Origin of the sequence: Achromobacter pulmonis (assembly GCF_002885955.2) — a bacterium.
Classification (GTDB): domain Bacteria; phylum Pseudomonadota; class Gammaproteobacteria; order Burkholderiales; family Burkholderiaceae_B; genus Achromobacter; species Achromobacter pulmonis_A.
In genome coordinates, this window is record NZ_POQS01000010.1 from 132,641 (window position 1) to 145,583 (window position 12,943).

Annotated in this window: 12 protein-coding genes; 7 read left to right on the top strand and 5 right to left on the bottom strand. The window is 69.5% G+C overall.

Annotated elements, in window-relative coordinates; translation table 11 throughout:
- Positions 1–84: 84 nt before the first annotated feature.
- The 3 genes from C1I89_RS30525 to C1I89_RS30535 all read left to right on the top strand — a co-directional run bounded on the left by C1I89_RS30525 (position 85) and on the right by C1I89_RS30535 (position 3,411).
- Positions 85–1,260: a pyridoxal-phosphate-dependent aminotransferase family protein gene (locus C1I89_RS30525; protein WP_102776010.1), complete on the top strand. Its 1,176-nt coding sequence runs from the start codon at positions 85–87 to the stop codon at positions 1,258–1,260.
- A 17-nt stretch (positions 1,261–1,277) separates the two neighbouring features.
- Positions 1,278–2,333, top strand: coding sequence for a serine hydrolase domain-containing protein (locus C1I89_RS30530; protein WP_181391089.1), 1,056 nt, complete (start codon positions 1,278–1,280; stop codon positions 2,331–2,333).
- Positions 2,334–2,400: 67 nt separating this feature from the next.
- The gene (locus C1I89_RS30535) at positions 2,401–3,411 is read left to right on the top strand and encodes an aldo/keto reductase (protein ID WP_102776011.1); all 1,011 of its coding nucleotides are present in this window, start codon (positions 2,401–2,403) and stop codon (positions 3,409–3,411) included.
- Here the strand turns inward: C1I89_RS30535 and C1I89_RS30540 are convergent.
- Positions 3,384–4,718, bottom strand: a complete 1,335-nt coding sequence (locus tag C1I89_RS30540; RefSeq protein WP_102776012.1) for an MFS transporter — start codon at positions 4,716–4,718, stop codon at positions 3,384–3,386. The genes C1I89_RS30535 and C1I89_RS30540 overlap by 28 nt on opposite strands.
- Positions 4,719–4,775: 57 nt before the next feature.
- Positions 4,776–6,413, bottom strand: coding sequence for a GMC family oxidoreductase (locus tag C1I89_RS30545; protein ID WP_102776013.1), 1,638 nt, complete (start codon positions 6,411–6,413; stop codon positions 4,776–4,778).
- Between the two features lie 222 nt (positions 6,414–6,635).
- Here C1I89_RS30545 and C1I89_RS30550 point away from each other — a divergent pair, with 222 nt between their 5' ends.
- Positions 6,636–7,448 (top strand): IclR family transcriptional regulator, encoded by an 813-nt coding sequence (locus C1I89_RS30550; RefSeq protein ID WP_440130675.1) that lies wholly within the window; start codon positions 6,636–6,638, stop codon positions 7,446–7,448.
- 10 nt (positions 7,449–7,458) lie between these two features.
- Here the strand turns inward: C1I89_RS30550 and C1I89_RS30555 are convergent, their stop codons facing one another.
- Entirely contained in the window at positions 7,459–8,175 is a 717-nt protein-coding gene (locus C1I89_RS30555; RefSeq protein ID WP_102776015.1) for a GntR family transcriptional regulator, read from the bottom strand.
- Positions 8,176–8,311: 136 nt separating this feature from the next.
- Here C1I89_RS30555 and C1I89_RS30560 point away from each other — a divergent pair, with 136 nt between their 5' ends.
- Both C1I89_RS30560 and C1I89_RS30565 read left to right on the top strand, forming a co-directional pair.
- Positions 8,312–9,322, top strand: coding sequence for a Bug family tripartite tricarboxylate transporter substrate binding protein (locus C1I89_RS30560; RefSeq protein ID WP_258231555.1), 1,011 nt, complete (start codon positions 8,312–8,314; stop codon positions 9,320–9,322).
- A 58-nt stretch (positions 9,323–9,380) separates the two neighbouring features.
- Entirely contained in the window at positions 9,381–10,580 is a 1,200-nt protein-coding gene (locus C1I89_RS30565; RefSeq protein WP_102776016.1) for a M20 aminoacylase family protein, read from the top strand.
- Between the two features lie 7 nt (positions 10,581–10,587).
- Here C1I89_RS30565 and C1I89_RS30570 read toward each other — a convergent pair whose 3' ends face one another.
- Positions 10,588–12,027: a DHA2 family efflux MFS transporter permease subunit gene (locus tag C1I89_RS30570; RefSeq protein WP_102776017.1), complete on the bottom strand. Its 1,440-nt coding sequence runs from the start codon at positions 12,025–12,027 to the stop codon at positions 10,588–10,590.
- Between the two features lie 29 nt (positions 12,028–12,056).
- Positions 12,057–12,485: a VOC family protein gene (locus C1I89_RS30575; protein WP_102776018.1), complete on the bottom strand. Its 429-nt coding sequence runs from the start codon at positions 12,483–12,485 to the stop codon at positions 12,057–12,059.
- Between the two features lie 98 nt (positions 12,486–12,583).
- Here C1I89_RS30575 and C1I89_RS30580 point away from each other — a divergent pair, with 98 nt between their 5' ends.
- On the top strand, positions 12,584–12,928 hold the full coding sequence (locus C1I89_RS30580) for a GFA family protein (RefSeq protein WP_102776019.1): 345 nt from the start codon (positions 12,584–12,586) through the stop codon (positions 12,926–12,928).
- The last annotated feature ends 15 nt before the right edge of the window (positions 12,929–12,943 follow it).

The window sequence follows — 12,943 nt, forward strand, 5'->3', positions numbered from 1 at the left end:
CCGTAGGTCCGCACGCCGGGCATACGCTGTTCGTTTGCCGGGCTTTTCGTTGGTATACAAAAACTATTCCATCTGGGGTGACATATGTTCAGCCTGAACCCGCACTCATCCGGCCGCCACTTCCTGCAGATTCCGGGCCCCACCAACGTGCCCGACCGCGTGCTGCGCGCCATCGACCAGCCCACCATCGACCACCGCGGGCCGGTCTTCGGCGCGCTGGGCCTGGAGGTGCTGGCCGGCATCCGGCAGGTGTTCCAGACGCAGGGGCCGGTGGTGATCTATCCGTCCTCGGGCACCGGCGCCTGGGAGGCCGCGCTGGTCAACACGCTGTCGCCGGGCGACCGGGTGCTGATGGCCGAGACCGGGCATTTCGCCAGCCTGTGGCGCAAGCTGGCGGGGCGGCTGGGCCTGGAGGTCGACTTCCTGGAAGGCGACTGGCGCCATCCGGCGGACCCGGTGGCCATCGGCGCGCGCCTGGCCGCCGACGCGCAGCACCGCATCAAGGCCGTGTGCGTGGTGCACAACGAAACCTCCACCGGCGTGACCAGCGACGTGGCCGCGGTGCGCGCGGCCATCGACCGCGCCGCGCATCCGGCGCTGCTGATGGTGGACACGATCTCGTCGCTGGGCTCCATCGACTACCGCCACGACGAATGGGGCGTGGACGTGACGGTGGCGGGTTCGCAGAAAGGCCTGATGCTGCCGCCCGGCCTGTCGTTCAACGCCGTCAGCGCCAAGGCGCTGGCCGCGGCCGACACGGCGCGCCTGCCGCGCTCGTACTGGGATTGGCGCGAAATGCTCGGGCCCAACGAACGCGGCTACTTTCCGTACACGCCCTCGACCAATCTGCTTTACGGCCTGCACGAAGCGCTGGCCATGCTGCGCGAGGAAGGCCTGGCGCAGGTCTACGCGCGCCACCGCCGCCATGGGCAGGCTACGCGCCTGGCGGTGCAGGCCTGGGGGCTGGAATTGCTGAGCCTGGACCCGGCCGCGCACAGCCCGGCCCTGACCGCGGTGCTGATGCCGCCCGGGCACAGCGCCGACGCCTTGCGCAAGGCGGTGCTGGAGCGCTACGACATGTCGCTGGGGCAGGGCCTGGGCAAGCTGGCCGACCGCGTCTTCCGCATCGGCCACCTGGGCCATTTCAATGACCTGACGCTTTGCGGCGCGCTGGCCGGCGTGGAGATGGGCCTGGCCGCGGCCGGGGTGCCGCATCGCGCCGGCGGCATGCAGGCCGCCATGGAATTCCTGAAATCGTAACCATAACGAGGCAAGCAATGAACACCCTCATGCAGCAGGCGATCCAGTTCGCCAACGACCACGAAACCGCCTGGGACCGCAGCGTCGACGGCGTCTTCGGCGTGCACCTGAACGATCCGCCGCCCTGGAACCGCCTGCTGGGCCCCATCCACGACCGCGGGCCGGTCTCGGGCGTGGTGGTGGTGGACGGCAAGACCGTCGCCGAGTGGGGCGAGCCCAAGCGCGCCGACCTGACCTTCAGCGTGGCCAAGTTGTACCTGGCGATCCTGGCCGGCGTGGCGCATGACCGAGGCCTGCTGCCGGACGTGGACGAGCCGGTCGGCAGGCGCGTGCCCGGCATCGGCTTCGACAGCGGCCAGAACGCCGACATTACCTGGCGCCACCTGCTGCAGCAGACCAGCGAATGGGAGGGCGAGCGCTTCGGGGTGTCCGACCAGGCGGACCGCTACCGCGCCGTCACCTTCGGCGTGCCGCCCGACGGCAAGAAGGGTGACGCGCGGCCCTTGCAGCGCCCCGGCACGTATTGGGAATACAACGATGTGCGCATCAACCAGCTGTCCTATGCGCTTCTGCACCTGTTCCGCAAGCCGCTGCCCGAGGTTTTCCGCGAGGCGGTGATGCGCCCGATCGGCGCGAGCGAGAACTGGCGATGGGTGGGCTACGACAACGCCTGGGTCGAGATCGACGGCCAGCGCATGCCCTCGGTGCCGGGCGGCTCGCACTGGGGCGGCGGCATGTCGATCAGCGCCCGCGACCAGGCGCTGATCGGCCAGATGCTGCTCAACGGCGGGCGCGCCAACGGCCGCCAGGTGCTGTCGGAAGATTGGATACGCGCCATGCGCACGCCCTGCGACATCGCGCCGTACTACGGCTACCTGATCTGGCTGAACCACGAAGGCCGCGTGTTCCCCAGCGTGCCGGCCTCCAGCTTCTTCGGCGTGGGCGCGGGCAGCTCGTTCACCTGGGTCGAACCGGAACGCAAGATGGTCGTGATCGTGCGCTGGCTGGATTCGGCCCACGCCGACGCCTTGTTCGGCAGGATACTGGCGGCGGTGGACGCGGGCGGGGCGTGACGGGGCCGCGGCGCGCATAATCCGGGGTATGGTGTATCCAACCCCCCACAACCCAAGGAATCCACTCATGAACTACCGCCGGCTGGGCAGCAGCAATCTCCGGGTATCGCCGTTGTGCCTGGGCACCATGATGTTCGGAGAGCAGACGCCCGACGAAGAGGCCGCGCGCATCGTCGCTTCGGCGCGCGACCGCGGCCTGAATTTCATCGACACCGCCGACGTCTACAACGGCGGGCGCTCGGAAGAAGTGGTGGGCCGGCTGCTGGCCGGGCAGCGCCACGACTGGGTGCTGGCCAGCAAGATCGGCAACGCCGTGGGCAAGGGCCCGAACCAGTCGCACTATTCGCGCCAATGGCTGATCCGTGGCGTCGAGGCCAGTCTGGTGAGGCTGGGCACCGACTTCCTGGACATCCTCTACCTGCATCGCGACTACCACGAGGAAAACCTCGAAGAAGCGCTGTGGGCGCTGGGCGACCTGATCCGCGCGGGCAAGCTGCGCAGCTACGGGCTGTCGAACTTCCGCGGCTGGCGCATCGCCGAGGTGATGCGCCTGTGCGAACGCATGGGCGTGCCGCAGCCGGTGGTGTGCCAGCCGTACTACAACATGCTCAACCGCGGCCCCGAGGTCGAGATCCTGCCGGCCTGCGGCCATTACGGCCTGGGCGTGGTGCCCTACAGCCCGATCGCGCGCGGCGTGCTCACCGGCAAGTACCTGCCGGGCCAGGCGCCGGCCGCCGATACCCGCGCCGGGCGCGGCGACTCCCGCATCCTGGCCACCGAGTTCCGCGAGGAGTCGCTGCAGATCGCGCAGAAGCTGGTGGCGCACAGCGCCGCGCGCGGCGTGCAGGCGGGGCATTTCGCCACCGCCTGGGTGCTGGCCAACCCCATCGTCACCGCCGTCATCGCCGGGCCGCGCACGCTGGCGCAGATGGAGGACTACTACGCCGCGCTGGACGTCGCCATCACGCCCGAGGACGAGGCCGTGGTCAACGGCTGGGTGACCCCGGGGCACGCTTCATCGCACGGCTACAACGACCCCAACTATCCGTTCTACGGCCGGCCCGTGGCGGCCGGCTGAAGCGCGCGGGCCGCGGCGTCCTCGTCGGGCTGCTTGCCGCGCCCGATGAGCCACGCGCACGCCGCCGACACCACGCCCGAGAACAGCACGTACAGGCAGATCAGCCAGGGCTGGCCGCCGCCGGCCTTGAGCAGCGCGGTGGCGATGATGGGCGTGATGCCCGAGGCGAAAATGCCCGAGAACTGGTAAACGAAGGAGATGCCGGTGTAGCGCACCCGGGCGTCGAACAGTTCGCAGAACAGCGCCGCCTCCGGCCCGTACACGGCCGCGTACAGGATGCCGAACGGGATGATGATGGCTACCCAGATCAGTACCGCGCTGCCCTGGCTGTTGAGCATCAGCCAGAAAGCGGGAAACGAGGCCAGCGCGGTGATCAGCGAGCCCCAGAAATAGACGCGCGTGCGCCCGACGCGGTCCGACAGGCGGCCGAAGAACGGGATGAAGAAGCACATGACCAGGGCCGCGGCCATCACGCCGATCAGCGCCTCGGTGCGCGTGATCTTCACGGTCTGCGTGAGATACGAGATCGTGAACACGCCGAACACGTTGAAGAACACCCCGTCGATGTAGCGCGCGCCCATGCCCTTGAAGACGTTGCCCGGAAAGCGCCGGAACATGTCTGCGAAAGGGATGCGGCTTTCGGCGTTGTTCTTCTTGACCGCGGCGAACTCCGGCGTTTCCTTGATGTTCAGGCGGATGTACATGCCCACCAGCACCATCACCGCCGACAGCAGGAACGCCACGCGCCAGCCCCAGGCCATGAATTGCGCGTCGGTCAGCAGGGTGGACAGCAGGGCCACCGTGCCCGAGGCCAGGCACAGCCCGATGGCCAGGCCTATCTGCGGCAGCGACGCGTACAGCCCTTTCTTGCCGGGCGGCGCGTATTCGTAGGCCATCAGCACCGCGCCGCCCCATTCGCCGCCCAGCCCGATGCCCTGGAACACGCGCAGCAGCAGGAGCAGGATGGGCGCCCAGATGCCGATGCTGTCGTAGGTGGGCACCAGGCCGATCAGGAAGGTGGCCACGCCCATGATCATCAGGGTCATGACCAGCATGCTTTTCCTGCCGATGCGGTCGCCGAAGTGGCCGAAGATCAGCCCGCCCAGCGGCCGGGTGACGAAGCCGACCGCGAACGTGGTGTAGGCCAGCATGGTGGAGACCAGCGGGTCCCCGGCCGGGAAATACAGCTTGTTGAACACAATGCCTGCGACGACGCCGTACAAGAAAAAGTCGTACCACTCGATGGTGGCGCCGATCAGCGACGCGGCGACGACCCGGCGCACCGCGGCTTCGTTCTGCTTGGCCATGTCTAGTCTCCTTTGGTGTGGCGGCCGGCCCGTCTGCGCGGGCCTGGGCCGTGGGTGTCAGGCGGCGGCCTGCAGCGTCTGCGGATGCGCCTGGGTATGCTCCTGCAAAATGAAATCGGCCGCGCGCTCGGCCAGCATGACTGCGGGCACGTTGGTGTTGCCGGAAACCAGCGTCGGCATGATGGAACAGTCCACCACCCGCAGCCCCGCCACGCCATGCACGCGCAGCTGCGCGTCGACGACCGCCAGGGGATCGCTGCGCGGCCCCATCTTGGCGGTGCCGCTGGGGTGGAAGATGGTGGCCCCGTACTCGCGGCAGAAATGCAGGATCTCGTCGTCGCTGCGCACCTCGGGCCCGGGGCGGAATTCGCGCTTCATCATCGCCGCCAGCGGCGCCGTGGCGGCCAGCCGCCGCGCGTACTTGACCGCCGCCACCGTCATGCGGCGGTCCAGTTCGGTGGACAGGTAGTTCGGCTGCATGGACGGCGCCTCGAAGGGATCGGCGCTGCGCAGGCGCACGCGCCCGCGCGACGAGGGGCGCAGATGGCATACCGAATAAGTGCAGCCCGAGAACGGGTGCACCTTGCCGCCGGCCATGTCGGCCGACAGCGTGGCGAAATGGAACTGGGTGTCGGGCGTGAGGCTGGCCGGATCGACCCGGCAGAACAGCCCGCCCTGGTTGATGCCCACGGCCAGCGGTCCGCCGCGCAGCAGCAGCCATTCCAGGCCCATGCGGATGCGGCCGGGCAGCGTGCGCAGCTGGTCGTTGGTGGTGATGGGACGCGTGGTTTCGTAGATCAGCCGGATCTGCAGGTGGTCCTGCAGGTTCTCGCCCACGCCGGGCAGGTCGCGCACCACGCCGATGCCGAACTGGCGCAGCAGCGCGGCCGGCCCCACGCCGGAGAGCTGCAGCAGCTGCGGCGACTGCAGTGCGCCGGCGCACAGTATCACTTCGCGGCGCGCGCGCACGGTGCGCACCTGGCCGTGCTGGCGGTAGCGCACCCCGCAGGCGCGGGTGCCCTCGAACAGAATGGCCATGGCGTGCGCGTCGGTTTCGATGCGCAGGTTGGCGCGGCCTTGGGCCGGACGCAGGTAGGCGACGGCGGTGGAGCAGCGCCGGCCGTTGCGGGTGGTGAGCTGGTAGTAGCCCACGCCTTCCTGTTCGCCGGTATTGAAGTCGTCGACCTGGGCAATGCCCAGGTTCTGCGCGGCGGCGATCAGGCCCTGCACCAGCGGATGCGGGGTCTTGATGGAGGTGGCGTTGAGCGGGCCGTCGGTGCCGCGCGTGGGGCCGGGGCCGAGGTCGTTGTTTTCGAGCTTGCGGAAATAGGGCAGGCAGTCGTCCCAGCCCCAGCCGGGATTGCCGGCGGCGGCCCAGGCGTCGTAGTCGCGCCGCTGGCCGCGGATGTAGATCAGGCCGTTGATGGCGCTGGAGCCGCCCAGCGTGCGGCCGCGCGGCCAGTAGATGCGCCGGTCCAGCATGTTGGGATCGGGATCGGTGTAGTAGCCCCAGTTCACGACCTTGTGGAACATGGTCTTGCCGTAGCCGATGGGGATGTGGATCCACGGATAGCTGTCCTTCGGCCCGGCTTCCAGCAGGCAGACGGAATGCGCGCCGCTGGCGCTCAGCCGGTTGGCCATCACGCAGCCGGCCGAGCCGGCGCCTACGACGATGTAATCCACGGTATCGGACATATCCGCAAGCTCTCCCTGCAGCGGGCCGCCGCAAGCCCCTGACGGCGCGTTTACCCTGCTTGTCGTTGTGGGGCGCAGTTATATACGCTGTGATGCCATGCGCTGCAGTGCCTGGACCCGGCGTCGCGCGGGCCTGCGGGCACTGACGCTGAGAGCGATTCTAGGAAGCGTGCGCGCAGCGCAAAGCACAACCGGCGCAAGCGCGGAAAAGTGGAACAGAAAATGCAAAACCGGTTTCAAAATCGCAGCGCAGCATCGGAGGAGCAGCAGGACACGGCGCGCTCGCTGCGGGCGCTGCTGGTGCTGGAACATCTGGCGCGGGCCCAGCATCCGCCCACGCTGGCGCAGCTCGCGCAGCGGCTGGACATGCCCAAATCATCGCTGATGCGCCTGCTGGCGGCCATGCAGCGCGCCGGCTTCGTGGCCGCCACGCCCACCGAGAACGGCTACGTGCCGGGCCCGCAGGCTTCGGCGCTGGCGCTGGCCACGCTGCGCGCCTCGGCCTTCACCCGCGAATGCCGCGCGGTGCTGGCGCAACTGGTCGGCACGCTGGGTGAAACCTGCAATCTCACCGCGCCCGACGGCGACCGCGTGGTCTATATGGAACGCGTGGAGACTGCCGAACCGCTGCGGCTGTTCTTCGCGGTGGGCAGCCATGTGCCCATGCATTGCACCGCCAGCGGCAAGCTGTTCCTGGCTTCCATGAGCCGGCTCGAGCGCAGCCGGGTGCTGGCGCGGCTGCCGCTGACCCGCAACACGCCGCGCACGCTGACCGATCCGGCGCGGCTGGAGGAAGAGCTGGAGCGCCTGGCCGCGCGGGGCATCGGCATCGACAACGAGGAGTTCGTGCGCGGCATGAGCGCGGTGGCGGTGCCGGTGCGCGCCGCCGATGACCGCGTGGTGGCGGCGGTGGCCTGCCATGCGCCCACGGCCCGTGTGATGCTGGACGAACTGCTGCGCGCGGTGCCGGTGCTGGAGCGCGCGGCCCAAGCCATGTGCGAGGTGCTGGCGCAGCACCGCGCCGGCGCGGGCTGAGCGGCGCGCCTCAGGCCGAAGGCGTGAACAGTTCGGGCGGCAGCTTCGCGACGGCTTCGTAGGTGAGGCGGATGTGGCTGGCCAGCAAGGAGCAGGCCAGGTCGGCGTCGCGCGCCAGCGTGGCGTCGAGGATGCGCTGGTGCTCGTCGTGCAGGTCGCGCGCGATGGGCTTGCGGGTGACGGTCAGGCGGCGGTAGCGCTCGGCCTGCTGGTACAGGATGCCCAGGAAGTGGTGGCGCCAGCGCGAGGGACAGGCGCGGATCAGTTCGCGGTGGAATTCGCGGTTGCGCTGTTCCCATTCCTCGAAGCGGGCTTCGGGGTCGGCGGCCAGGCGCTGCTCGGCCTTGCCCAGCCGGTGAAAGGCCGCCAGCACCGCGCTTTCCCAGTCGTCGTCGCCCACGGCGATGGACTGCCGCAAGGCCTCGGTTTCCAGCAGCACGCGGTTCTCGGTGATGTCGTGGAAATCCTCCAGCGAGATCGGGGTGACGTGAAAGCCGCGCTGCCCGTGGGCGATGACCAGCGCGTCCGAGACCAGCAGCGCCAGGGCCTCGCGCAGCGTGCCGGCGCCCACGCCGTAATCGTCCTTCAGATGTTCGACCCGCAGGCGCGAGCCGGGCGGAAGTTTGCCCTGGATGATGTCGCGGCGCAGGTTGACGTAGGCCGTGCCCACGAGCGTGTGGGCCGAGGCGGAATGAGCGAGCGGGGGCAGGGAAGTACCGTCAGACATGACGCTACTTTATCATGCGCGGAAAAAATCTCGATAAAAATTGTTGACGCCGAGATTTGTGGTGCTTATCGTAGAAAAGCGCGCCGCGCAGAATGACCGGCATCCAAGCCGGCGGCAGGCGCACAGGAGACATACTGTGACACGGCTACACGAGTCCCGCCGACGGCGGCGGCCCTTTCTGCGCCGCGCCGCGGCCGGCCTGACGGCGCTGGCCGCGCTGCTGATCGCCCCGGCGCCGCACGCCGCGGACTGGCCGAGCCGGCCGGTGACCATCCTGGTCAACGGCGGGCCCGGCAGCCTGCCCGACCTGTTCGCGCGGCCGCTGGCCGAGCGGCTGCACCGGTCGCTGGGCCAGCCCGTGGTGGTGGAGAACAAGCCGGGCGCCGGCGGCATGCTGGCGATGCAGCAGCTCAAGTCCGCGCCGGCCGACGGCCATACGCTGGCGCTGGTGACCAACGCGCACCTGGTGTGGAATCCGTATATTTTTCCGGCCCTGACCTACGATCCGGCGCGCGACCTGCTGCCGGTCAGCCCGCTGGCCATCATCCCGATGGCGCTCACGGTCAACGACAAGCTGCCCGCGCAGTCGCTGGGGCAACTGCTGGCGCAGGCGCGCCAGCAGCCGGGCAAGCTGAACTACGCCTCGTCGGGCAACGGCAGCCCGCCGCACGTGCTGTTCGAAATGCTGCGCGAGCAGGCCGGCGTCGACATCATGCACGTTCCGTTCAAGACCGGCACCGGCGCGCTCAACTCGGTGCTGGCCGGCGATACGCAGATGTACTTCGCCGGCACCGCGCTGGTCGAACCCATGGTCAAGGACGGCCGGCTGCGGGTACTGGCCATCAGCGAGACGGTGCCGGACGCCGCCTTCGGCAAGGCGCCGACGCTGGCCGAGCAGGACTTCCGCGGCTTCGAGGGCGCGGTGTGGCTGGGCGTGGCCGCCAGCGCCGGCACGCCCGAGGCGATCGTGCAGCGCCTGAACGCCGAGATCGGCCGCGCGCAGCAGGACGGCGCGCTCAAGCAGATGTACGCCAGCCACGGCTCGCTGCCGTACCATCTGGCGGCGGCCGACTTCGCCCGGCGCGTCGCGGCCGAACGGGACGCCTCCGGCCCGGTGCTGCGCAAGCTGGGCATCAAGCCCGACTGATCCCCCGCCTTCTTTTCAACCCGTTATCGCGGCCCCTGCGCGGGGCCGGCATCGCCACATGAACCTGATCGAAGACATTGTTGAACACGCGCCTTCCATCCGCGCCATCCGCCGCGACATCCACGCCCATCCGGAGCTGGCGTTCGAAGAGAATCGCACCGCCGACCTGGTGGCGCAGCAATTGGAGAGCTGGGGCATCACGGTGCATCGCGGCTTCGGCAAGACCGGGCTGGTGGGCGTGATCCGCAACGGCAGCTCGGCGCGCACGGTGGGCCTGCGCGCGGACATGGACGCGCTGCCCATGCAGGAGGCCAACCGGTTCGACCATGCCAGCAAGCACGCCGGCGTCATGCACGCCTGCGGCCATGACGGCCATACCGCCATGCTGCTCGGCGCGGCGCAGCACCTGGCGCGCCATCGCAATTTCGACGGCACGGTCTACCTGATTTTCCAGCCGGCCGAAGAGCGCGGCGGCGGCGCGCGCGAAATGATGCGCGACGGCCTGTTCGAGAGATTCCCCATGGAAGCGGTGTTCGGCATGCACAACATGCCCGGCATTCCGGTCGGCTGCTTCGCGTCGTCGCCGGGGCCGGTGCTGGCGTCCAACAGCGAATTCCACGTGACCATACGCGGCAAGGGCGGCCACGCGGCCATGCCGCACCTGGCCATCGACCCGATACCGGCGGCCGGCCAGATGATCGAGGCGTTCCAGACCATCATCAGCCGCAACAAGAAGCCGCTGGAGACCGCGGTGATCTCGGTGACCATGCTGCGCGCCGGCGAAGCGGTCAACGTGATCGCCGACACCTGCGAGCTGCGCGGCACGGTGCGCGCATACACGCGCGAAACGCTGGACCTGATCGAGCGCCGCATGGGCGAGATCGCGCGCCACGTGGCGGAGATGTTCGGCGCCGAGTGCGATTTCGTCTTCACCCGCCACTATCCGTCGACCATCAACCACGAGGCCGAAACCGCCTTCATGCGCGAGACGCTGGCCTCGGTGGTCGGCGCCGGGCGCGTGCTGGCGCAGACGCCCATCATGGCGGCCGAGGATTTTTCCTTCATGCTCGAAGCGGTGCCGGGCAGCTATTGCTTCATCGGCAACGGCGACGGCGACCACCGCGAGGCCGGCCACGGTGCCGGCCCCTGCCTGGTCCACAACACCAGCTACGACTTCAACGACGAGCTGCTGCCCATCGGCGCCAGCGCCTTCGTGAAGCTGGCCGAAGCCTGGCTGGCGCGGCCCGCGCGGGGCTGAGGCCGGCTCAGTGCGGCGCGCCGGCCTCGGCCGGCACGCCGCGGTTGCGCGCACGCAGCAGCGCCGCGCTCAAGGCCGCCGCCAGCGCGGCGATGACGGCGCCTGCCAGGAAGGTGAGCTGGTAGCCGCCGTTGAGCGCCGCGGTGGCGCTTGCGCCCGCCTGCGTCAGCGTGGCGCTGCGGGCCGCGGCCAGGCTGGCCAGCACCGCCAGGCCGAGCGCGCCGCCCATCATGAAGGCGGTATTGACCACGCCCGAGGCCAGGCCCGACTGGCTGGGCTCCACGTCGTTCATGGCCGCCAGCAGCAGGGGATTGAAGGCCACGCCGGCGCCCAGGCCCAGCAGCAGCATGCCGGGCAGCACGTCGGCGGCGAAGGCGCCGTCGATCGGCGCGCGCGCGAACAGCGCCAGCCCCAGCGCCGCCAGCGACAGGCCGGCGGCCAGCGGCAGCCGGATGCCGAAGCGCATCACCAGCTTTGCCGACAGGCCCAGCGAGAAGGCCGCCATGATGAGGTTGGCCGGCAGGAAGGCCAGCCCGACCTGCATGGCCGTATAGCCCAGCACCAGCTGCATGTACAGCGCCGACACGAAGAACCACGCGAACATGGCCGCGGCCCACAGCACGCCGACGACGTTGGCGGTGGCCACGTTGCGCAGCCGGAACAGCGCCAGCGGCATCAGCGGCGATTCGACGCGCGCCTCGATCCACAGGAACAGCGCCATCAGCGCCGCGGCCACGCCCAGCAGGGTCAGGGATTGCGCCGAGGTCCAGCCGGCCTCGTTGCCGTTGACCACGGCATACACCGCCAGCATCAGCGAGGCCGTGACGGCCAGCGCGCCGGCCACGTCCAGGCGGGCGCCGGCGGCCGTCGGCGCGGCGCGCGGGATCAGCCGCAGGCACAGCGCGTAGACCAGCACGCCGATGGGCAGGTTGACCAGGAAGATCCAGTGCCAGGACAGCGCGCTGGTCAGCAGCCCGCCCAGCAGCACCCCGATGCTGCCGCCGCCGGCGCAGACGAAGCCGTACACGCCCATGGCGCGGGCGCGCTCGCCGGTCTCGGTGAAGAGGTTCATGATGAGCGAGAGCGACACGGCGGAGACCACCGCGCCGCCCAGCCCCTGGACCGCGCGCGCGCCGATCAGCAGCGCCTGGCCCTGGGCCACGCCGCAGGCCAGCGAGGCCAGCGTGAACAGCGTCAGGCCGGCCAGGAACATGCGGCGGTGTCCCAGCAGGTCGCCCAGCCTGCCGCCCAGCAGCAGGAAGCCGCCGAAGGTGAGCATGTAGGCGTTGACCACCCAGACCAGCGAGGTCTCGGTGAAGTGCAGGTCCTGGCGGATAGAGGGCAGGGCGACGTTGACGATCGTGGTGTCCAGCACGATCATCAGCACGCCCAGGCATAGCACCAGCAGCGCCCACCAGCGCTGCCTGCCGTGGATTCCATGCGTCATCGGGTATCGCTTCCTTGGAGAGGTCGTGTTCAGTGGGCCATGCGGCCGCCGCTGACCATCCAGCGGGTGCCGTAGCGGTCGATCAGCGCGCCGTAGGCCTCGGCCCAGAAGGTCTTCTGCAGCGGCAGCGTGATGTTGCCGCCGTCGGCCAGCTGGTCGAAGACGCGCTGCGCGTCGGACACCGTGGGGTAGGCCAGCGCCAGCGCCACGCCCTGCTTGCCTGGATAGGGATGGGCGGCGGTGGCGTCGCTGCCCAGCAGCGTCTGCTGGTCCAGGCCCAGGCGCGCGTGCATGATGCGCCCGGCGTCCTCGGCCGACAAGGGCGGCATGGCGGCGTCGGGCGGCGCGTCGGCGTAGCGGATCAGCGCCTCCAGCCGCCCGCCCAGCACGCGCTCGTAGAACTGCATGGCCTCGGCGCAGTTGCCGTCGAAGCTGAGATAGGCGGATAGTTGGGGCATGTTCTCTCCGGAAGATGAGACGGAAGCGGTGCCAAGAAGGCCGCCGCCGCTCTATGATGGAAGCCCGACTCACGTAATCAGTAATCAGGAGCCAGGCCATGCAAAAAGGAAGCTGCCACTGCGGACAGATCGCGTTCGAGGTCGACGGCGACGTGTCCCAGGTCCTGGAATGCAATTGCTCGTACTGCAGCCGCAAGGGCTATCTGCTGTGGTTCGTGCCGCGCGCCAGCCTGCGCATCACTTCGTCCACCGATCGCATGTCGACCTACCAGTTCAACAAGCACGTGATTTCGCATCACTTCTGCGCCGATTGCGGCTGCGCGCCGTTCGCTTTCGGCGTGAGCCCGCAGGGCGAGGAAACGGCCGCGGTGAACGCGCGCTGCCTGGAGACGGTGGCCCTGGACACGCTCACGCGCATTCCGTTCGACGGGCGCAGCGCGTAAGCGGCGCGGCGCACC